Origin of the sequence: Longicatena caecimuris (assembly GCF_004341945.1) — a bacterium.
Classification (GTDB): domain Bacteria; phylum Bacillota_I; class Bacilli_A; order Erysipelotrichales; family Erysipelotrichaceae; genus Longicatena; species Longicatena caecimuris.
In genome coordinates, this window is sequence record NZ_SMBP01000017.1 from 20992 (window position 1) to 44657 (window position 23666).

The 23666-nt window shown below is 36.1% G+C and carries 20 protein-coding genes and 1 pseudogene; 1 reads left to right on the plus strand and 20 read right to left on the minus strand.

Annotated features, from left to right (window positions below; all coding sequences use genetic code 11):
• Positions 1-6 precede the first annotated feature (6 nt).
• From EDD61_RS09945 to EDD61_RS10025, 18 genes and pseudogenes are all read right to left on the minus strand, one after another.
• Positions 7-663 (minus strand): phage head-tail adapter protein, encoded by a 657-nt coding sequence (locus EDD61_RS09945; RefSeq protein WP_132225228.1) that lies wholly within the window; start codon positions 661-663, stop codon positions 7-9.
• Positions 664-1205: 542 nt separating this feature from the next.
• Positions 1206-1532: a hypothetical protein gene (locus EDD61_RS09950; RefSeq protein ID WP_132225230.1), complete on the minus strand. Its 327-nt coding sequence runs from the start codon at positions 1530-1532 to the stop codon at positions 1206-1208.
• Between the two features lie 13 nt (positions 1533-1545).
• On the minus strand, positions 1546-1953 hold the full coding sequence (locus tag EDD61_RS09955; RefSeq protein WP_008691017.1) for a helix-turn-helix transcriptional regulator: 408 nt from the start codon (positions 1951-1953) through the stop codon (positions 1546-1548).
• 308 nt (positions 1954-2261) lie between these two features.
• Positions 2262-2375: pseudogene (locus EDD61_RS13975) on the minus strand (helix-turn-helix domain-containing protein); the annotation flags it as partial.
• A 102-nt stretch (positions 2376-2477) separates the two neighbouring features.
• Positions 2478-3623: an ankyrin repeat domain-containing protein gene (locus EDD61_RS09960; protein WP_008691015.1), complete on the minus strand. Its 1146-nt coding sequence runs from the start codon at positions 3621-3623 to the stop codon at positions 2478-2480.
• A 246-nt stretch (positions 3624-3869) separates the two neighbouring features.
• Positions 3870-4136: a hypothetical protein gene (locus tag EDD61_RS09965; protein WP_008691014.1), complete on the minus strand. Its 267-nt coding sequence runs from the start codon at positions 4134-4136 to the stop codon at positions 3870-3872.
• A gap of 63 nt (positions 4137-4199) precedes the next feature.
• The gene (locus EDD61_RS09970) at positions 4200-4967 is read right to left on the minus strand and encodes a nitroreductase family protein (RefSeq protein ID WP_008691013.1); all 768 of its coding nucleotides are present in this window, start codon (positions 4965-4967) and stop codon (positions 4200-4202) included.
• Between the two features lie 388 nt (positions 4968-5355).
• Positions 5356-6429, minus strand: coding sequence for a PDDEXK nuclease domain-containing protein (locus EDD61_RS09975; protein ID WP_132225232.1), 1074 nt, complete (start codon positions 6427-6429; stop codon positions 5356-5358).
• A 421-nt stretch (positions 6430-6850) separates the two neighbouring features.
• The gene (gene lysS / locus EDD61_RS09980; protein ID WP_008977843.1) at positions 6851-8332 is read right to left on the minus strand and encodes a lysine--tRNA ligase; all 1482 of its coding nucleotides are present in this window, start codon (positions 8330-8332) and stop codon (positions 6851-6853) included.
• 386 nt (positions 8333-8718) lie between these two features.
• Positions 8719-9525 carry a LytTR family transcriptional regulator gene (locus EDD61_RS09985; RefSeq protein WP_008691000.1) on the minus strand — a complete coding sequence of 269 codons (807 nt, stop codon included), beginning with the start codon at positions 9523-9525 and terminating at the stop codon, positions 8719-8721.
• 235 nt (positions 9526-9760) lie between these two features.
• Positions 9761-10777 carry a tRNA dihydrouridine synthase DusB gene (dusB, locus tag EDD61_RS09990; RefSeq protein ID WP_008977844.1) on the minus strand — a complete coding sequence of 339 codons (1017 nt, stop codon included), beginning with the start codon at positions 10775-10777 and terminating at the stop codon, positions 9761-9763.
• Positions 10767-11654, minus strand: a complete 888-nt coding sequence (gene hslO / locus EDD61_RS09995; protein ID WP_008690998.1) for an Hsp33 family molecular chaperone HslO — start codon at positions 11652-11654, stop codon at positions 10767-10769. The genes dusB and hslO overlap by 11 nt, the downstream gene beginning before the upstream one ends.
• A 177-nt stretch (positions 11655-11831) precedes the next feature.
• Complete coding sequence (locus EDD61_RS10000; RefSeq protein ID WP_132225234.1) at positions 11832-13166, minus strand: MATE family efflux transporter; 1335 nt, start codon at positions 13164-13166, stop codon at positions 11832-11834.
• Positions 13167-13243: 77 nt separating this feature from the next.
• Positions 13244-13999, minus strand: coding sequence for a helix-turn-helix transcriptional regulator (locus EDD61_RS10005; protein WP_132225236.1), 756 nt, complete (start codon positions 13997-13999; stop codon positions 13244-13246).
• 280 nt (positions 14000-14279) lie between these two features.
• Entirely contained in the window at positions 14280-16313 is a 2034-nt protein-coding gene (ftsH, locus tag EDD61_RS10010; protein WP_008977847.1) for an ATP-dependent zinc metalloprotease FtsH, read from the minus strand.
• A 20-nt stretch (positions 16314-16333) separates the two neighbouring features.
• Complete coding sequence (gene hpt, locus EDD61_RS10015) at positions 16334-16873, minus strand: hypoxanthine phosphoribosyltransferase (RefSeq protein ID WP_008690987.1); 540 nt, start codon at positions 16871-16873, stop codon at positions 16334-16336.
• Positions 16874-16900: 27 nt separating this feature from the next.
• Positions 16901-18121 (minus strand): tRNA lysidine(34) synthetase TilS, encoded by a 1221-nt coding sequence (gene tilS, locus EDD61_RS10020; RefSeq protein ID WP_132225238.1) that lies wholly within the window; start codon positions 18119-18121, stop codon positions 16901-16903.
• Positions 18122-18270: 149 nt separating this feature from the next.
• Positions 18271-20148 (minus strand): SpoIIE family protein phosphatase, encoded by a 1878-nt coding sequence (locus EDD61_RS10025; protein ID WP_132225240.1) that lies wholly within the window; start codon positions 20146-20148, stop codon positions 18271-18273.
• 168 nt (positions 20149-20316) lie between these two features.
• On the opposite strand from EDD61_RS10025, the gene EDD61_RS10030 reads away from it, so the two are divergent.
• Positions 20317-21681 carry an MATE family efflux transporter gene (locus EDD61_RS10030; protein ID WP_008690984.1) on the plus strand — a complete coding sequence of 455 codons (1365 nt, stop codon included), beginning with the start codon at positions 20317-20319 and terminating at the stop codon, positions 21679-21681.
• A 67-nt stretch (positions 21682-21748) separates the two neighbouring features.
• Here EDD61_RS10030 and EDD61_RS10035 read toward each other — a convergent pair whose 3' ends face one another.
• Together EDD61_RS10035 and EDD61_RS10040 are read right to left on the minus strand one after the other, a co-directional pair.
• Entirely contained in the window at positions 21749-22318 is a 570-nt protein-coding gene (locus EDD61_RS10035) for a hypothetical protein (protein ID WP_008690983.1), read from the minus strand.
• 239 nt (positions 22319-22557) lie between these two features.
• Entirely contained in the window at positions 22558-23640 is a 1083-nt protein-coding gene (locus EDD61_RS10040; protein ID WP_008690981.1) for an MraY family glycosyltransferase, read from the minus strand.
• Positions 23641-23666 lie beyond the last annotated feature (26 nt).

A 23666-nucleotide genomic window follows, 5' to 3' on the forward strand; every position in this document is an offset into this window, starting at 1 on the left:
TTGCGCTTATGAATATATCTTATTTTTTATACGCATACTTGCTTCTATGTGCATAATCCAATGTCTTGAAAATGGCATTTGTATTAGCCCACGAATATCTTTACCGCACCAATAATCAATGAGCCAACTTGCATTTTCATCCTTACTTACAACATTCAATAATTTTAACTGTTTTTTTCTTTCTTCTGATATTTTCTTTTTCAATTCATCATAAGATAAACTATTGATTATCTTCTCAGTGCTATCCTTTACCTCAGAAATATATGAATAAAGTTCTTTCAAGTTAAGCTGTTTTGAAAAATCTGCAATCTGCTCTTTTACCAGTTCATTTCCTGTTGTAATTATAGGTGAATTGATACGTTCTTGATAGTTTCCCGCAAAAAAAACTTGTTCGCTCTCATTTATCAATGTATGAGCAACTATATCTTCAATTCGGAAAATATGCCAAATTGAATATGCAATCGTTTTACTATGATAACCGTCTGCGTTTATAAACGGAATTGCGTCAAAATCTTTTCTACTCAATTCCTTATGAAAGGATGTTAAGCATTCCATTAACTGATTTCGCAAATCAAATAGTGTAGCAATGCCTGCTTCATAGGTATCTTTCTTTTTGATTTGCGCTTGCGTTATTTTATTCAGTTCTGACCACACCTTATTCATAATCAATTATCCCTCTAAATTCAAATTTTTCTTTATCTGCATTATATCATGCTGTTATAAGCGTTGTCATTTCTTTTCTGCTATTGAAAAACCCACGCTCTGTAAAGGGTGCAATTTTACTTGTTCTTCATATGAGAAAATAGTCAATGGGCATTTTTGATTGAACTTCCCTTCAAATAATCCTTTATTAGTTATTGTGTTTCAATCTTAATTCATAAAAGTATTCTGGAAATTTATTAATATCTCCCTAAATATAACCTCTATATTGCTTTCTGTGATTTGATTTCTGCTCTTAATTCTTCATCGGGCGGTAAACACAATTTGTATTTGCTTGAAACAATTGCTCATTACCTCTTAATATTGAATAACGTGCAATATCTTCATCTGTCTCTCACCCTCTTTCCGCAAATTTGGAATATAAACGGAGTACCATTTATACCTTTTGGAAATGCGAAAAAGAGAGAAAGAAAAAGCTCGCACAAGACATGATACTTGTATGAGCCAAATAAATTGATTTTAATTTTTCTTATTTTGTTTGCTAATTAAAGATTTCCAAATAAAGCAATAAAAATCAAGGCGATTGTACCTATTGCTATGAAGCACAAAGACAATCCAGCTTTCCTTTTTCGAGAATCGAGTGATTCTTTTGTAGTTTCTGTCATATTAGCCGGAAATCTGTTTCTTCCCAATAAATATAATATAAGCCCACCACCGCCATTATTGCCACTTAGTGAGAATATTCCCCAAAATGTAGGGTGTTTCATTCCTCTGCTTTCTGCATCGAGAACTACTAACCTGAAAATCTGATACATTAAAGTAAAAGCACCGAGCAAAACCATAAAAACCATAATCGAAGCTACTACTATCATTTTACTTTCCTCCTTAGATTTTTCTAATTATCTGATAAAATAAATAGCAAGTACCAATGATACCGAGAGCAGAACCGCCCATAATCAAGTATTGATTGCTAATTATTAGCCCATTGAATAGTATAAAAGCAATTATCATCATCACATTTGCAATAATCGCTATTATCAATTTTTGATTGCTTTTTACGATATTGGTACTCTTTTCTAAATGCTCTATCATTTCCTCATCCCCCTTCAACAGTTTATCAAGGCTGATGTTGTATAAGGTGCTTAATTTAATTACACTAACAATATCCGGAAAAGATTTTTCAGTTTCCCAATTTGAAATTGTTTGACGTGTAACTTGAATTTCCTCAGCAACATTTTCTTGTGTCAAACCTGCTTGCAACCTTGCTTCTTTTAACTTTACACCTATTTTCATAACACCATTCCTTTCGCAGTTACTATCCCACTTCTATGCTTTGCTGTCTATCAAAAATGTTTGGAATACACAAAATATCTGTGTCAAAATTTTTTTACATGCATTATCTAGTGTCAAAAGACTGGATTAAGACTAAATATTGCTTATTACAAAATTATAAATTTTCAAAAACATCCCTTTAGTCCTCTTGAGTATCAAAGATAGAAAAGAAAAAGTCCTGTCGAGTGCCTGCCACTTCTTCAGAAGTGGTGCTTTGCACTCTTGATCGGGCTTTTTGTTTACTGTATCTTCTGCAAAGAGGAAAAAGACTACTCATCCGCATTATCTAAATCGTACTTTTTTAATACTTCCCGTAAAAACTCCATATCCTCTTTTGCGTTCGGATTTATCATTTTCACGACTTGATAAGGCATTTTATACTCTTTAATTCATATATTACACATGGCTTTTTTATTATGTCATCTAATTTAATACAAGACAAACAAACGTTATTCAAAGTTGAATACTTAACACAAACTGGATTTTTAGCGTTTATACTCTGCTTTACCTAATTGTATAGGTTCTGTATTCAATAACACCCATTTTACACATAATTCGCTTAATCTACTTAATTCATCATTCCAAGCATGATTTTGTTTGATTTTGTTGATGATATTTATAAATTCATTATTTTCACTTTCTGTCAATTGATTACCTTGACTTAAATACCCCAATAATGCTTGGACCATTTGTAGATACTCTTTATCCCAATTCATCTTACCATTATCAAGTATTTCCTGTGATAATTTACCTGAAATTCTAATCACTTCTCCTTGTAACGTTGAAGCATGTCCACATGATGGAACAAGTAGTTGCCATAGTTCTTCATGCTGATCTTCCCACTTTTTAGCTTTGACCTTAATTTTTGATTTTCCATCATATACGACTCTTTTGGGAATTGGCATCACATTAAAAATTTTATATAATTCTTTTAAACTGCTTTCTATTTCATCGATATAATCTTTATTTATACGATCTCTAAACCATTCAAAATCAGTTCCGATTCTTTCTACTTGTTTTTGCTCTTCGCCGCTTAACTTCGCACCTTTATCTATTAAATACTTTATCATTATAACTAAATCAGGGATATTCGCATTTTTTGCAACAGCCATTGCTTTTAGTAATGGTGTTTGATTCATATCATTTTTAGCATTTATATTCGCTCCTGCTTCAACTAAGGTTTTTAGATGATTGAGACGAAAGTATTGTGTAGCATAAAATAATGGTGTTTCATTTCTTGAATTGACAGCTTCTATATTGGCACCTAATCGAATTAAAAATTCAGGATTCCCGTTTGGATTTATCACTTGGTGGTGGAGCGGTGTATTATGATAAGTGTCTTTATAATCAATATCTGCCCCTTGTTCAACAAGCCATTTCATTATATTTTCAGAAAGTTTAAAAGAAAGGGCATTCGTTTTATCGTACCCACCATATGCATTGATATCGCATTTTTCAAATATTGCTTTTATTTCTTCTTCGTTTCCTCTTTCAAAAATTTCATCAAAATCTTTAACTAAAGTTTTTCTTTTTGTACCACTTTTAATTTTATTTGTTTTTTCTGCTGATTGCTTTTTCTTAACTACATCTTTTTCTGAATTTTTCTTTTTAAACCTATCAAACAACCCCATACAAAACCTCCTCATCAACTTCTAATTTACCTATTTGCCTTGTTATTGGTATTGTTGTATCTTCTTTCATACTTTCTTACATTATAGACTTATTACCTTTAAAAAGTCTATTCTTGAAATATCTTTTTATTTGAGTTACACTAGACAATCCAAAAAAAGCATGACATCGCGTCATACTTCAGATTCGCTTTACAAACTGGAAATTATCGGATATTCAAATTATCTACATTTTTCTATACAAATGCGTTAAGTGTTGTAATTCCAATTTTGCTTGCTAAATATTCCATCATTAGAAATTATTAGCTTTTTCTTCTCAAAATCTCTTCCACCTAAATTTTTAATCGCAGTCTCTAACATTTTATTACTTTCCTTATATAAAAACGGTGATATGTACTTATAAACATTGTCGTTATTGCTAATCTCTGGCAATGCTGCAACATCGTTCATGTCCATTTTTCTTATAATTACTTTATCGTTTTCTATATATGGAAATACATCAAATAATTCTGTCATCATAAACTCCTCAAAATCAAATATGTCTTTCATTGCCTTTATTATGACATCTTATAACGGGAATTATGAAAGTATTTTATAAACCGCGTTTAATGTTTTTTCTTCATCTGCCCCATTGTCTGTGTATAATTGTACTTCATACTTTATATCTTTATGTTGCAAGCATAAATCAAGAAAGTATAAGAAAATTCCAATATCAATTTGATTATAGAAAGACACTTTATCAGCAGGCATTATTCCTCGCTTACCTTGCTTTTTATACCTATAAACATTTAAAAGGGTATCAGTATGTTCTACTAACCAGGGCTGTGTATTGCAAGCACTGGGGGCAAATCTAACAATATCAGATATTCCCCCAAGTGGTTCTCCCAACCAAATTTCATCCATAGACTTTCGTTTGCTCTTGAACATATCTTTGCGGAATTTTCTTTCATCATCTACTTTTGATATTGCAATCATTATGATAAAATCAAGACCATCATATGACGGTTCATTCGTCTTTCCAATTCCAAACCATAGTGTTCCAATGTTTTGTGAAACAAGGTATAAATCTAATTGCTCGCCTAAATACCCAATATTCTGCAAATAATTATCTCTCTTTTCACTGTATAGCAAAATGCAGAACTGTTGACCACGTTTACAAGTAGTTTCATTCGCAGGAACAATTTTAATTGCTGTTTTTATATCGGGACATAGCGGGATAAGTGTCTTATATATTTCTTTGATATTCTCAATGTCATTTGCAGATATAGAATCATTTCCAATATTTCTAAATAAATGAAACGATTTCCTTTTAAAAATTATACTGTATAATTCTTTGTTTAAGTTCATAACCTTGTCCTCACAAATTCTTATTTCGTACTATATAAGTGTAGATGATAGCTATATCTTATTTTAGCATATTATCATTTTTTACACCACATCACAAGAAATCAAACTCATTTTCAAAAAAATGACCAACTATCATTACGATAACTGGTCATTCTCACGACTTTTTCACGACTTTTTACGGAAAATCTACGTCTTTTATATGCTTCTATCTATCATGTATATTTTATCTGTATGCAGTTGTATGTAATTATGAGTAATGCAACAAGGAAATAACAGAAGTTAGTCATTAGTGCGCAAAATTATAACTTTATTTACACGTGAAAATCGTTACTGGAATAATAGTATTATTTATTGATCTCTAAATAAATATAACCTCGCAAGATACTTATTACTTTTCATTATTTTGTAATTCAAATATTGTTTTCTGTGATTCAATTTCTGCTCTTAATTCTTCATCGGATGGTAAATACAACTTGTATTTGCTTGCAAATAATTGTTCATTACCTTTCAATATTGAATAACGTGCAATATCTTCATCTGTTTCTGAACATAATATAATGCCAATGGTTGGATTATCACTTTCTGTTCGTTTTAATTCATCATACATTCTTACATACATATCCATTTGCCCTACATCTTGATGCGTTACTTTTTCTGTTTTCAAATCGACTAACACAAAACATTTTAAATAATAATTATAGAAGACCAAATCAATAAAATAATCTTGTTTTTCCGTATGGATATGTTGTTGCCGTGCAACAAAAGCATATCCTTTTCCTAGTTCCATTAAGAATTTTTGCAAGTTACTAATAATACTTGTTTCTAGCTCTGTTTCTGTAAATGAAGTATCAGTTGGTAAAGATAAAAATTCCGCAATCACTGGATTCTTAATAAATTCTAACTTGTCATATTGATATTTTGTTGTTAATTGTTTCATCTCTTCAACTACTGGATCCTTTACTTGCGATTTAAGTAAACGGTAATAGTATTGTGATGCAATATTACGTTGTAAGGTTCTAACATTCCAAGCTTGTTGAGCAGTTTCTTTTTCATACCAGTTACGTGCTTTTTCATCTTTTACTTGTATTAAAGTACGATAATGAGTCCAACTAAGTAATGGAACAGATTTTCCACTCACTGAGTGGAAAATGTTTGGATACATTTTATAAAAAGAATAAAAACTATAAAGATTTGTTTTTGTGTATCCTTTACCATACTCATTTGTAAGTTCTTTTGATAATTTTCTAATAAGTGTTGTCCCATATTCAGCACGATCTTCACCTTTTAGTTCTTCTTCTGCTATTCTATAACCTATCAACCAATTTCTATAAACTAAAGCAGTATTGATCGCTTGGTATGCCTGTTTCTGAGATAATTCAATTATATTTTTTAAATCTGGTACAATATCTTCTGTCTTTTCTGCTTTAATAAGTTGATTAATATCCATTAAATTATTATCCATTTTTCTCATCAACCTTTCTTTAGTTATTTACTTACTCCGAATACATCTCTCAATAGAGTATATCAACACGCTTGTGTTTTAGTTTTATATTAAAAGACACTTTTTCACATGTGTATTCACTCATACTTTTCATTCCTAAAAAATTCGAATTTACCTATATTTCTTATTATAGCACGATGACATTTTTAATACCACAGCACTAGAAATTAATCTTAATTTCAAATAAAAATGACCAATTATACATAATGATAACTGGCCATTCTCACGACTTTTTTACGACTTTTCACGGAAAAATCGTGTTTTTATGCAAAAAATCTTCGCTTTTTATATGCATTTATATGCTACCTGTATGATGCTAAAAACCCTTTCGTTATCGACTTTTTAGCGTTGTATGCTATGTGTATGGTAGTTGTACGAACTCTTACTTATTCTTCATATGCGGGAACAACAACACCTCACGGATCGTTGTCTGCCCAGTCAGCAACATCACAAAACGGTCAATACCCAAACCAACACCGCCTGTAGGAGGCAAACCATATTCCAACGCCTCTACATAATCCGTATCCATTTCATTCGCTTCATCATCCCCAAGATCACGCAGCTTTAACTGATTTTCAAAACGCTCTCTTTGATCAATTGGATCATTCAACTCAGAGAAAGCATTCGCATATTCATGTCCATCAATGAACAATTCATAACGATCCGCAAAACGTGGATCCTGTGCATTCTTTTTCGCTAATGGAGAAATTGATGTTGGATGTCCATAGATGTAAGTAGGTTGAATCAATGTTTCTTCAACATATTTCTCAAAGAATAAGTTGATGATGTGACCAACACTGTTATGCTTCTTTTCTACTTCAATCTCATGTTCCTTCGCAATCTCACAAGCTTCCTCAAAGCTCATTTCTTTCCAGAAATCTACACCACAAGCTTCTTTGATTGCATCTACCATATGCAAACGTTTGAAAGGTGCTTTTAAAGAAATAGCTTTTTCATTATAAGTAATCTCGGTTGTGCCTAATACCTCATTTGCGACATAATCAAATAAACCTTCAATCAAATCCATCATACCATTTAAATCAGAGTAAGCAACATAAGCCTCCACTGTTGTAAATTCCGGATTATGTGTTGCGTCCATTCCTTCATTACGGAATAAACGGCCAATTTCATATACACCCTCTAAACCACCGACGATCAATCGCTTTAATGGTAATTCTGTTGCGATACGCAAATAGAAAGGCATATCTAAAGTATTGTGATGTGTAATGAATGGTCTTGCGGCTGCTCCACCTAAAATTGGCTGCAATACCGGTGTTTCCACTTCCATCAACCCTTTACCATCTAAGTAACGCTGAATCGCACGGATGATTCTTGGACGTGTTACGGCAATGCGCTTGCTTTCCTCATTCATAATCAAGTCAACATAACGTCTTCTGAATCGTTCTTCCTTATCCTGAAGACCGTGGAACTTTTCAGGTAATGGACGTAATGCTTTTGTTAGATGAGTATACACTTCAGCCTTAACTGAAAGCTCACCATGATTGGTTTTCATGACTTTACCCTCAATACCAACAATATCACCTAAATCTGATTTCTTGAATACTTCGTAAGCTTCTTCACCAATAACATCTTTACGCACATAAATCTGAATCTGTCCATCGACATCTTGAATGTGCATAAAACCGGCTTTTCCTTGTCTACGCTTCGTCATGATACGACCGGCAACTTTTACCGTCACATTCTTTTCTTCTAACTCTTCCTTTGTACAGCCTTCATATTCTGCACGAATCTGTCCGCTTTTGTGTGTTCTTTCATACGCTTGTCCAAATGGCTCAATACCCATTTCTTTGAGTTCTTCCATTTTTTGTCGACGAATTTTTTCCTGTTCCGTTAACTTTTCCATTTTTTACGCTCCTTATCCATTAAAAAAACTCTCTTCCGCATAGGGACGAGAGTTAACATCGTGGTACCACCCTAATTTATCAGCCGGTTTCCCTAACTGACCTTAGTGACTTTCTTTAAGTCCATCTTTAACGCAGATGCAACGTCCTGTTGGAAGGCTCCAAGTCTTTATTTCAGCTATTGTCTCACTATCCCTTTCCAGCTTAGCGGGACTCTCTGTCAGTTACTCAATAACCTACTCTCTCTTCATCGCCTATTACGTTTATGATTATATAGAGAATGCATTTGTTTGTCAAATGATTTTCGATGAAAAACGCCTAAACAATACCAATCCAAAGCATTTGCAATACGTAATGTGGATGATATTAAATAGACGATATATATAATCTATCTTTGGAGATAACGTTTCAATTCCATATACCGTTCTTTCGATATTGGTAATTCTGTGGCAGAATATTTCAATTTCGCCCGATATCTTTGAATACTGTCAATTTGCATACAATTTACCAGATAGCTTTTATGAATACGATGGAACACCTCCGGTAATTTCTTTTCAAAATCAGCTAACAATCCCCAAACTTCAAAGCTTTCATTTTTTGTATACACTATAGTACATTGTCCCGCTGCTTTTAAATATAAAATCTCAGAAGGCAATAAATAACGATAATGTTTTTCTCTATCTCGGAAAGAAAGGCGTTTTAGATTGGTATTCATCAATGCCAATTGTTTTAAATAAGCAAAGAATTCTGTATCCTCCGTAAATGGTTCTTCTATTAAACCCGCTTGACTTAAAGGAATATCCTGTGCATGTGAGCTATGGATGTGTACAAGTGATAGTTCCCCTTTTATCAGTTTCCAGATAAACGTGCAACGAACATGTGCATAGATACTGTTATCATCCTCTAATGCCGCCATGATCTTATAGCGACCATAAACAACCCAAACACCGCGTTCATGAAACAAAAGATGATATTCTTCATCGGATACTATGGCAGCTGGTTCATGCAATTCTTTCTCCGTTATTCGTTTGAATTCATCAGATCCTTTGGACCATTGAAAATCATTAGGCCCGATATACATAAAGTCATCACTCATTAGATGCGTAGTTTTTATGATATCTCTATCATAAAAGCCGCGAACGACTTCCTGTGTTTTTTGAATGATCGTTTCTTCTTTATACATTGTTCTTGGCATACGCATCCTCCTTCAAATTATAATGTCATTATAACAGGTACGTCACAAAACAACAAGCAATTCCAAGGGAAAATTTCTTAATTATTATGTGATAATTATATGATATAAAGTTGAAAGATCAAATAAAAAGAACTCCTTTTTTGGTGTATTCCAAATTTTAGAGTTCTTACTATTAAACAACTTTTCCTTATAATCGAAGTGCCCCCTACATATGGAAACACTTCGCCTAAAACAGCTATCGTTGGGATGGCACATAACTATCTATATATTCTTGATATACTTTTTCATATGCACATAAAATTTCTTCCATCTGCGCATATGTATCCATCTTTGTCAAACTGTCTTTTAACTGATGACTTTTTGGTAAACCTTTAACATACCATGCGGCATGTCCACGCATTTCCCGCATCCCCACATGTTCACCCTTTAAATCACAGAGGCGTTTTGCATGAAGTCTTGCCATGGTAAATTTTTCATTCACACTGACCGGTGGCAGCTTTTCTCCGGTAGCCAAATATGTCGCAATTTCTTTGATCAGCCATGGATCACCTAATACACCACGACCTACCATGATCGCATCACAACCAGTCGTATCCAACATCCGCTTGGCATCTTCACTGCTGCGTATATCACCATTTCCCATAACCGGAATAGAAACAGCTTGTTTGACAGCTTTGATATATTGCCAATCAGCTTTGCCTTCATACATTTGTTTCCGTGTTCTGCCATGCACAGCCAAAGCAGACACACCAACAGATGCTAACCCTTTTGCTAGTTCGACACAATTGATGCTATCCATATCCCAGCCTATACGCATCTTAACAGTAACCGGTTTTTTTACACTATCGACAACTGCTTTCGTCATTGTAACCGCATGATCAATATCCTTCATTAAGGCACTGCCGGCATTGGATTTGATTATTTTATTCACCGGACATCCCATATTGATATCTATGATATCACAATCACTTTTCTCATCCAGTAACTTAGCGGCATAGACCATCGTTTCAATATCATGTCCAAAGATTTGCATGGTCAAAGGATGTTCTTCTTTTTCAACTGCTGTCATATGCAATGTTTTTTCATTTTCATAATATAACGCCTTATCACTTACCATTTCCGTATAAATCAATCCTGCGCCAAATTGTTTGCAAATCACACGGAAAGCCGGATTACTGATACCAGCCATAGGTGCAATAACAACTTGATTGGGTATGGTGATATCGCGTATCTTCCACGATTTATCTTGCATAACGTTCTATGAATCCTTCCAAATCACGCAGCTCCTGTTCATTGAAATAATATTTTTCATTACAGAAATTGCAGGTAATCTCACAACCATGATCTTCTTCAATCAGTTTCTTACGCTCTTCTTTTGACAATGTTACTAATACCCGTTTCATAGTCGCTCGATCACAATGACAGCGAAATGCTATTTCCTGACTAGATAAGATTGTTGCATCATCAAACAATGAAGTAAGAATGTCCTCTAAACTTTCCCCTTCATTGATCAATTTTGAAATAGGTTCCATATGCGCTATGATGTTTTCTACTTTTACAATATCTTCTTCCTCTGCATCTGGCATCATTTGAATGATCATGCCGCCGGCAGCCTGAATAGCATTATCTGGATTTACAAGTACGCCTACAGATACTGCGGATGGTGTCTGTTCACTGGCCGTAAAATAATATGCAAAGTCATCACCGATTTCTCCACTTTGTAAAGCGACAGTGCCACTCCAGTTTTCTTTCATATTCAAATCTTTGATAACTTCTAAATAACCTTCTTTTCCTACCGCTGTACCTACAGCAAGTTTTCCTGTATCGTTATATTGCAACATGATATGTGGATCGGATACAAAGCCGCGGACATGTCCATCACTGTATGCATCAACTAAAATGGTGCCAATAGGACCGCCGCCATTTATGCGAATGGTCAATTGTTCTTTATCACTCTTCAGCATACTTCCCATCATGGAACCAACGCTTAGCGTACGCCCTAAAGCCGCAGCACTGGTTGGCCATAAATCAAATCGCTTGCGAGCCTCCTCAACTAAAGCGGTAGAGGAACATATATAAATTCGCACATGTTCATTACATGCTAATGCTTTTATTAAATAGTCTTTCATTTTCCTTCACTCCTTGAATTTGCACCTGTAGTATACCATAATCATTAACAAAAAGAAAAGGAAGTGATAACACTTCGCTTATTGCATAACACTTTCTTTCATGAAGATCTTCCAAATGCTACCGTCTGTAATAGTTTCCTTATCTAAAATATAGTTCATATTCAATATGTTTTGTCTTTAGATCAACATACGCTCTTTTTTCTTAAGGTCTCGGTAAAAGAATATAAAGAGAAAAGGTCCCATCAATGACCAGGCAATTGGCTCCGCAAAACATACACCGGTATAGCCGCTAAAAGGTATCAAAGCAAAGGTTGCAATAATCTTAACGCCCATTTCAATACAGCTGGATACAATCGGACTTCGCCCATTGCCAAGCCCCTGCAAACCATTACGATAAATAAATAAGATCGCAAGGATGAAATAAAATACACTGCTGATTCTGGTATAATAAGCCGCTAGTGAAACAACCTGTGTCTGTTGCTTATTGACAAGGAAGCCAATAAAGAAATCAATGCATGTAAAGGATAATAAGATGACGATACCTACCCAACCAAAGCTTATCCATATACTTTTTTTCATACCTTCTCGGATTCGATGATACTGTTTAGCACCTAAGTTTTGTGAAACAAAGGTTGTAACAGCAATGGCAATGGAAATCAGTGGCTGCATAAACATCTCCACAATTTTGCGTGCTGCCACATGTGCCGCAATGGTCATTTCTCCCAGACTGTTCACTGCACTCTGTAAGACTACTGAACCGATGGATACAATGGAATTCATAAGCCCCATGGAAATCCCCATAGACATTTGTTTCAGAAAAACTTCTCTTTCTACATGACATTCTTCTTTTTTCAAGAAAAACATTGGATATTTCTTTCTCATATACAGGAAGCATAATACTACACTTAACAACTGTGCCAGTACGGTGGCATAGCCAGCTCCATTGATGCCTAAATGCAATTGAGCAATAAAAAGATAATCCAAGGCGATGTTGGTTAAAGAGGCAATGATGAGAAAATATAATGGTGTCTTACTATCACCAATTGAGCGTAACATACTTGCCATCATATTATATGCCATAGTAATAAACAATCCCATAAATATGATAGTTAAATACCCATCTGCCATCGAAAGAATACTTTTCGGTGTCTGAAGTAAGGAAAGAATTGGTGTCTTTAAAAGCATCGCGGCAAGCACGATAATTACCACACTGGACATACATAACAATATACATCCATAAGTTGCCATTTTCATGCCTTCCTGATCCCTAGCTCCGTAATACTGTGCTATCAATATTGATACTCCCATAGATACACCACTTACCAGACCAATGACCAAACCGGATAAGGAAGCAGTAGCTCCCATAGCAGCTAAGGCACGTACCCCTAAAATCTGTCCTACCATCATCGTATCTGCCATAGTATAAAATTGCTGAAAGATATTTCCCAAAAGGACCGGAACAGCAAAACTCAACAACAATTTCATAACATTCCCTTGTGTCATATTCTTCATAGCATCACCTCGCATTTACGCATTATTCTAACATAAATTAACTTGCGAAACAATGACTTTTATACGCATCCCCTTGATCATATACAGATAGGGATATGTGTTAAAAGGAAGCGTATCAAAAAGGGGTAATCATTTTCTGCCAACAATAGCATCACGGTTTTCATCGCTGTACTATCTAAAAAACAACCTTGTTTATTCGCCAAGAGAAGCATCGTATCACCAAAAGCGTGCGTTCCGATTGCCAGATGCCCATAAGCAACGATACCAAAGCTTACTTCAAAGCCAATGGAAATAACCCCGATACTATACATGCCAATAGCTAAAGTACCAACACTGATATAGCCTATAGCTAGCGCTCCTAAAGCATACACTCCGATTGCCAACACACCTAAACAAAAAAGGAAGCCAAAGCTTAATAGGCCAAAAGATAAAATACCAAAGCTCATCATGCCAAGCGATATCACCCCCACAGCTGTATTACCAATGGCAATGATGCCTTTCGCTATTCGTCGTTTTCCATTTCTGTTCCTTCCCAAACCAAGTTGTACAGCAAGCAAAGGAATCCCAAATACTTTGCAGGAAGAAGTATATTCACAACCTTTAAAAAAAGTACTTTTATCCTTACGCTGCTTAATTGGCATGCTATTCTCATTTATTTCCTCTGGGATGTGCAAAAGCTTAATCAACTTTGCCATTTGCTCTTCATTTGCTTTACCTAATCCAAGTTCCCATCTTCTGATGGTCCATGGTGTTACATTACATAATAAAGCAAGTTCTTCATAACTCAGTTTTTGTGCAATACGATAAGCCCTTAATCTTTTCTTAAATGCCATCCATTTCCCTCCTTTTCTATCAAGGAAACACATAACTCCTATTTCATTAAATAAAGCACTACGATTTACACGCTTATTTCATATCTGTTTTAAAGAGTATCATTTAAGTTTTACAACCTATGGCTATTGATAGTAACTATAAAATAAACCTTATTCATTTATTATGATACTAGCATAAATGATCGATTAGGAACAGCCTTTTGCGATCCTTATCCTATCCTCTTATTTGTTTTCACCCTTATGAATAAGGAAAGGAAGCCAATGATTTGGCTTCCCATTGTTATTCTTCACTGTCGTGTTTCGTTAATTCTTTTAACGCTTCTTCAAAACTCTTCTGCGCTTTTTGTTTTTCTTCTTCTCGCTTCAAAGAAGTTTCATTATCTTCTGCTTCCTGCGTTGGATTTTCAGCTTCCGCCTGAGCTTGCGCAGAACGTTCTTCTTCTCTTTCTGCTTCTATACGGGCTTGTTCTTTCCGCTGTTCCTGTTCCGGAGAAGTCAATTTACCATAAGTCATTAAATTATTAATCTGCTCACTTGTAATGGTTTCTTCTTCAATCAGATTTTCCGCAATCAATGTTAACAGATCTTTATTGTCCTCAATCAGTTTCTTTGCCTGATCATAACACTCATTAATGATCTTCCGGATTTCCTTATCAATTTCATAAGCAATCTCTCCGGAATAATTACTTCCGCTGCCATAATCTCTTCCTAAGAAAACATTTCCTGTACCATCATCATATTGAATAGGTCCAAGGGAAGACATACCCCAACTTCTTACCATTGCTTTCGCAATCTTTGTCGCCTTTTGAATATCATTGCTAGCGCCGGCAGAAATTTCATTAAACATGACTTCTTCGGCCACACGACCACCCATTAATCCAGTAATCTGGCTCATAAAATCAGCTTTTGTCGGGAACAATTTTTCTTCCTTCGGTGTCATGAGGTTATAGCCACCGGCTTCTCCACGTGGAATAATCGTTACTTTTTCTACCTTATCGGCATCCTCAAGTTTCAGACCAATTACCGCATGCCCTGCCTCATGATAAGCTACCAGACGTTTCTCTTTCTCCGTATACTTCTTTGATTTCTTCGCCGGACCCATCATTACACGGTCGATAGCTTCATCTAAATCTTCCATCGTAATCATCTTACGTTTATCACGAACGGCCAAAATGGCACCTTCATTTAACACGTTTTCCAAATCCGCACCAGAGAATCCCGGAGTACGTTTCGCCAAAGACTCTAAAGAAATATCCTTTGCCAATTTCTTATTGCGGGCATGTACCTTTAAGATTTCATAACGGCCTTTCTTATCCGGAAGATTAACCGTAATCTGGCGGTCAAAACGTCCGCTTCGTAATAAGGCAGGATCTAAGACATCCGGGCGATTCGTTGCGGCAATAATAACGATACCTTTATTTTCACCCATACCATCCATCTCTACCAACAGCTGGTTTAAGGTTTGTTCACGTTCATCGTTTCCACCGCCCATACCGGCTCCACGCTGGCGTCCAACCGCATCAATTTCATCAATAAAGACGATACATGGTGCGTGTTGTTGAGCTTTTTTAAACATGTCACGCACACGGCTAGCACCGGTACCGACAAACATTTCCACAAAGTCAGATCCACTGATCGAGAAGAAAGGCACATCTGCTTCTCCGGCCACCGCTTTCGCCAACAAAGTCTTACCAGTACCCGGAGGGCCAACCATCAGCATCCCCTTAGGAATACGAGCACCCATATCGGTAAAGCGTTTTGGGTCTTTCAAGTAATCAATGATTTCCTTCACTTCTTCTTTTTCTTCATCACATCCGGCAACATCCTTAAAACGCACTTTAATGCTGCTTTCTATCTTCGCCCTGGATTTACTAAATTCAAAGGCCTTGTTATTGCCTCCTGCATTCATACGAGAGAACAGGAAGATTGCTGCTCCACCAAGAATCAAGAAAGGCAATACGCTTTTAAGGAAAACTTCTAATACACTTTCCTTATTTGCATCTAATACATTCACTTTTGTCTTCTTATTCTTTTCAAATAATTCACTCAGCCATTTTACATTGTCATCCGTGCGTGGCACACTGACTGTAAAACTCTTCGTGCTATCGCCATTCTGATAGGTTCCTCTGACTCCGATGACGGTAGTACCCATAGACATATTGACTTCTTTAAATGATAAATTTTCAGCTTGCGCCGCAAATTCATTATAATTGAACTCTTTTGTGTTACTACCATTTCCAAATGTAATCAGAAGGACCATAATAGAAATAACAAGAATATAAGGCAACAGACTTATTACCTTTTTATTGTTCATATGATACGCCTCCTTTTTGCTTATTCATAGATTTCGCGTTTTAAAACTCCAATGTATGGCAGATTGCGATACTTCTGGTCATAGTCTAAACCATATCCAATAACAAATTCATTTGGAATGGCAAATCCTACATATTCTGCCTCTATATCAACAACACGACGATCCGGTTTGTCAAGCAATGATACAACCTTCACATCCTTGGCACCCTTATTCATCAATGTACGTTTTACTTCCTTTAATGTTCTGCCGGTATCGACGATATCTTCAACTAACAGAATGGATAATCCTTGTACGGAACAATCCAAATCCTTATCTATACGAATATCTCCTACAGACTTTGTCCCCTGATAACTGGATACATCCATAAAATCTATTTGAATATCTAAATCAATATGCTTAATAATTTCCGCCATGAAGGGAACGCTTCCTTTTAATAAGCCTACGACATAAGGAACCTCATTCAAAGCTTTATAATCACTCGTAATCTTTGCGCCGAGTTCTGCACATTTATGAATGATTTCATCCTGTGAAACCAATACCTTTTCTACAACTTCATGCATCGTTATTCCTCCTAATACAGCTATAAACTATTTTACCACAAATATGCTTGGATTGTTAGAGAAATGTGCAATATCACAACCGATTTGCGGTACTAAAATCACATTTCCCTGTGCGTTGACAACAACCGGCCAACATTTTCTTTCCCAAGAAGGAATTTTGCGGTCAATAAACCAACGATGCACCTTTTTTCTACCCAACCGCAATATGATAGCATCGCCTTCTTGTACATTACGAATCGTAATAGGAAAATCCTGCGGATATAAGGTTAGCGCCTCACAGCTCTTTCCTGTTAAGCTGGTATGAAAATAAGGTGTATGCAAACATGCTACTTCATGCAGTACATAGGCATAGGATGGCATATCTTTCACATGAATATGCACAATGCCATATTCCTTACTCATACAATAGCGTTTTCCGATATCACTTGTCCAATTATTTGCCTTAAAAAGCAGGCCTGCCAATTGATCTAACAGCTTTTCTGATACATGTTCTTTGCATTCTTGATAAATCCATGTACGTAAAACTTGTTTACGAAAATTTTCATCAAGCTCGCATAAAGCTGCCGCATCATACTGCCAAACTGCTAAAAAAGCCTTTGTCTTCTCTAATACCTGTTGTACTTTGTTATTCTTCTCTGCTATTTCAGCCGCCAGCTCTTCCTTTTCCTTACGGCTCATATGATCAATATAAGAATGACGAATCCGATTCCTTGTATAATCATCTGTAAAATTACTTTCATCAAAGCCATACGGAACTTGATGTTCAATACAATATGCTAATAATTCCTGTTTGGTATAGGATAATAGTGGACGCAGAACCTTACAATCATATAATACCGTTTCTTCTTGAATCCCATAATACACACCCTTAGAACCTCTTTCCATCTGCATCAGATACGTTTCTAAGTGATCATCTAAATGATGTGCCAACAAGATGGCATCACCATGATATTTTTCAAGTAATTCGTGATAGAAATGATAACGTTCTGCTCTGGCAAATGCCTGAAAGTTTCCCTTGCATGGTTTCTTCTGCCTTTTTACATAACATGGAATTTCATACCTTTGGCAATAATTAACCACCAGCTCTTCATCACGGAATGCACTTTCGCGTTTCTGATAATTCATATGTGCCACAAGAAAAGACAGACCATAAGATCTGCACATATCTAATAATGCCATAGAATCCGGACCGCCGCTGACACCAATGACATATACGTGTTGTTGCGAAAGATTGGCTAAACTTTTCATATGCGTATTATATACTAAAGCCTATGAAAATCAAGGTTTTTCATTGATTTCACATGAACTTCACATCGGTATACAGAAAAATGTCGTTTAAAAAAAGACTGCGTACATACAGTCTTACCTACTTACACAATGCAAAGCGTATATCATGATCATGCCCCTATCTGTGCGTTTGCCTTACATACTTTTATAGCGATTAAGGTGGAATCGTCTTTTCTTCGTTGACGTGATAAAGTATCGCTAAAGGCGGCAACATCTTCTTTTAAATCTTCTTTTTTACGCTGTGAAAGCCATGCACTTACCTCACTGCGGGTAATGCCATCAGAGATCATTAAGAATTCATCACCTTCTTGCAAGGCTACTTCGAAGCAATCTGGTTCTATAGCCGATATGATTCCTACCGGCAAAGCATTGCCATTGATTTCATGCAGATGCTCATCACGTAATAAGAATGTTGGACATGCGGCTGATTTCGAAATATATGCCATCCCGCTGGAGCGATTGATGCAGATTACATCCAAGGTCGCATAGGTGTCACTTTGAATCAATTTGTTGATACAGCGAATGGCACTATCCTGTGGTATGCCACTGATGATCATACGCTGAAATAAACTGGTAATCAAACGAGAACTGCGTGCTGCATTTTCACCATTTCCCATACCATCACTGATCATACAAATCATACTTTGGCGAAAACGGAAGATTGAGTAACTATCGCCATTTCCGGTATAAGAATTACGGATACTATCACCATATGCCTCAATATCAAAAGGTAAGGCATCTGTAAATAAGATGGAAAACCCTCGGACAAAACGTTTCTTTTGGACTTCTAAGACTTGCAGCTTACGATGTAACAAAGTTTCCAATAATGGCTGCAAGGTCATATGAATTTCCCCTCGCCGTAAATTGCCGACTTCCAGATGTAATTGCAAACTGCCATCACTGCTTTCCTCTATATGTAAAGTTTCTACGCTGAATTGATAACCCTCTAAGGCTTTTTGTAATTGTTCATAGCGTTTCCCTTCTAACGGTATCTTCTGAATCTCTTCTGCATTATATTGCAATGCATTTGCCATATTTAATAGTAATTCAGCCCCCGTCTGATGAATGCCCTCATAATACTCTGCCAGTGATTGAAAGATACCGGCATAATTTTGCATCTGTCTACGCAATAGATTATCATTCCCCCTATAAGGAAGCATTGTTTCCTTTGTTTCCAAGTATAACAAGGGAATATACTCCACACGCAGGATGAGTACAGATAAGATTGCAACACCAAGATAAGCATAAGTAAACATTGTCGAAGGAAGGAAAAAATAACTTAGGATAAGGATAAAACAACACAAAGCTTTTTTATCTTTAAAGATCATGCAGATTCCTAATACTAAGAATAGCGCCTCTTCATGAATGGGTAATAAAAATAAAATTCCTAAAAGTGCTGCAGCACTTTCCCGTGTACAGATAATAGTGATTAACAAATACGCAAAAAGAAGTATTGGTGTGTAATATAATGGCATACTGGCAGCTAACACCAGGGCGATACTCATAAGCATTGCGCCATACATGCTTTCAGTAAGGGCATAGCGTTTCTGTGTCCAGCCATATTGTGAACATGTTTGATACATCAGAATACCGCCAATCATTGGTTCAATCATAGCTTTCGGGGTTATGTTAAATTGCCGTATCGCATAAGGAATCAATACCAAACCTATCACAAAGGGAATCCATTGATAAAGATTACGATTCAAGATTTTCACTATGTACAACAAAACAAAAAACAACGAAAATCCTAATGCATAAAAATATGCCGTGAGAATATCTTTCTGTAATGCCAATAACAGTATGAAAAACACGCTGATACAGGCCTCTTTATTACTACGTAAATAAGAATATGCTACAAATAAAAAAATGATGAGCGGAGATACCACCGTGTCGCTGATACCTATGTAAATCGCTAAAATACCACAAACAATATCACTGGGACGCAAAAGCGCTTTCCCCCTTGTTTTCTTAATGACTGCCTTTTCCAACCGAAACCACCTCTTTCATGACACGATTATAAAAGTGTTTTCTCAAGGATTCTGTCAGTTTTTGTCTTATCTTTACATAATCACCACAAGATATACTGAACATGTGAAACCATCTGTCATTTCTTGTTGTTTTCTGATAAAATAATCTTGTTTTGAAAGGGGATCTATATGATAAATCGTCGTGTTTTTTTATCTACGATGCTGACCATCGGTCTGCCCATCATCATTCAACAGATCATATCGTTAAGTTTGAATATGATTGATACCTTCATGATCGGGAGTGTCGGTGTTGCCGAATTAGCTGCTGTGGGAGCTGCTAATAAAGTTTATTTTATCTTTTCTACTATCTGTTTTGGTATTTATAGCGGTGCTAGTATTTTTGTGTCGCAATATTGGGGGATTCATGATGTGAAAAACATCCGAAAGGTCATCGCTATTCAAATGCGGATTGGTTTTATCCTATCCGTATTCACCTGTATCACTGCTTTTTTATTTGCCCCTGGCATCTTAAGACTCTTCGTAAGAGATGCACACGCCATTCAAATAGGCGCACAATATCTACGGATTACCTGCTTCACCTATATTATGACTGCCTTTTCTTTTTTAATGAGTTTTAACTCGCGTGCCATTCATAACCTGCGCATACCAACTATTGCAACGATTATTGCCATAACGATTAATACCATTCTTAATTATGGTTTAATATATGGTAATTTCTATATGCCTCAATTAGGTGCCCAGGGAGCGGCGATAGCTACCCTCATTGCCCGCTTAATTGAAATGGTCTTTATCCTAACTTACGTATACACCAGTAAGGAGCATCCTTTAGCCGCAGATTTATTTACGATTACACATTTGGATCATGAATTATTAAAACGTGTTGTGAAAACGGCTCTGCCGGTAGCGGCAAGTGAAAGTGCTTGGAGCGTAGGTACAACGGTCTGCTTCATGGCTTATGGATTATTGGGCACCAGTGCTGTGGCAGTTGTACAAGTGGCGAGTGTTATTAATGATTTATTCCAATGCGTATTCTTTGGTTTAGGCAATGCCTGTGCTGTCATGATCGGAAATGAATTAGGACGCCAACGTAGTGATCTTGCCTATACCTATGGAAAAATCTTTATTCTGATGAATCTGGGATTCTGTCTGACCATGAGTATTCTGCTATATGCCAGTCGTGCTATGATCGTAGATATTTATAACTATGATGAAGCTACGAGTCGTTTATTAGATGCGACCATCATCGCCTTTGCGCTTTATAATACCCCGAAGATGATGTCCTATGTGCATATCTGCGGTATTCTTCGAGCAGGTGGCGATACCCGCTTTTGTATGGCATGTGATGTCATCGGCATTTGGTGTATTGCGATACCGCTGGCATTCCTAGGCGCAGCCGTATGGAAACTTCCACTTCCTTTGGTCGTAGCATTATCCTTTAGTGATGAAATTGTCAAAGCGCTCATCACTTTATGGCGTTTCCATTCAAAAAAATGGATTCATATCTTAATACAGACCAGCGAATCCCTGATGTGATCCCAAAAGTTAGTCCTAACATCTAACGATGAAATGTTTTAACACCTAGCATCCCTAAGGATGCTTTTTAATCTAAGCATTGTTTCACACGTTCTTTTATTTCACGAAACAGATTACTATTTTTATCTAAATGTGATTTCACATCTATAATACGTGCCGTATTGATCCACTTAGCATCATTGATAAATAAAACCGATTCCTTATTCATGCCCCGAATCTTGCCAAGCCGCATCAAATGACGTTTACCTTTTGGATTGTCTTTCCCATAAGCCTGTACATAAGCACTGTGATTCCCACTCATCGGCACAACAAACGCTTTGTTGTGAAATAAAGTCATGATGATACCAAAATGTTGAAATCCGATTTCATAAATATAAGCTTCGCCAAAATCAATATAACAAATATCACCAACACGAATATCCACTCCCAATTCATTACAATTCGTGATATTACGTCGTTCGCGTAAATTCATATCACTAATCAGTTTAGGTATCGCATCCTTCACTTCCAAACTGCGATAATCCTGACTTTTTTCTTCTATGTAATGTTGCCAAAGCTCTTCCCAATATGCTTTCTCTACAATCTTTCCTTTCTTCTCATCCTTATCTAAAATTTCTTGCAATTCCTTTAGTTCCACATCTATCACCTCATAAAACTATACGACAGAGGAACCGGTGTTTTTGTAAAAGTGAAAAGATTTATGTATTTTCCTGAATAAAAATGAAAGCTTTTTATAATTCCAATATTTCATAGGTGTTTATTTACCAAGCATTTTGAAAGATATTAAATCGGAAAGTTTTCTTTATATAAACTTTTTCTCTTCCTATAACCATACGAAAAAAGACGCCCATATACATCGACGTCTCACATTTATATTTAATTACTTCTTTTACTAAATTTATGGCAGATTATTAGGAATCGTTTTTTAACGCCTCTTATCACCGATAACAAAGGATGAAATTGTTTCGATATCATGCCACTGCCTTCAATGAACAATTCAACAATCAAGGCAATGATGAAGAGAACAACAAAGCCAGCCGTTTTATTCACCAAATAGATATATGCGGTAAAACCAAACAAAGCTGTAACCACATACAAAATTAGCACTGTATTTCGTTGCCCGAAACGCTGCATCAACAAATGATGCACATGTTTTTTATCCGCATCTGAGAATTTATGCCCGGACAATTTTCTTCGTAAGATTGCACCTAAGGTATCCACAATCGGTACCGCCAATAATAAAATCGGTAAGGCCAATGTCATGATCGTAGAACTCTTAAAGCCTAATAAAGAAATCGCTGATATGATAAAGCCTAAGAATAACGCACCGCAATCTCCCATAAAGATGCTTGCCGGATGTGAATTATAAATGAGGAACCCCATCGTTGCACCCGCCAAGATCAACGACATCGTTTGAATATCCATACGTCCTTCAATAGCAGAAAGACATGCAACCACAATCAAAATAATCGTACTGATACCACCGGCTAAGCCATCCAATCCATCAATCAGATTGACCGCATTGGTAATCCCGATGATCCAGACAAAAGTTACTAAGAAAGAGATGATTCCCATATCAATCGTAATACCTAAAGGTAAACGAATGACATCTAAACTCACCTTTCCTACCATCATCAGTACAATGGCAGCAGCTATTTCAAATAATAATTTCAATTTCGGCGATAAGTTTACCATATCATCAATCAATCCGCCGATAAACATAATACTTCCGCCAATCAAGATCCCATTGATGGTCATATCGGTTTTCATAAACACCGCCATACACACAACAAAAGATACATAGATGGCAACTCCGCCAATACGGGCAATTTTGCCACTATGTACCGTTCGTTCATTTTCTAAGGCATAAATTTCTAATCGCGTTGCCACAACTTTTAAGAAAGGTGTCAGAAAAGCCGATAGTAACAACGGAATCAATAGATATTTCAGGTAATCCATAGATTCACCTCGCTTATCTTATGTGT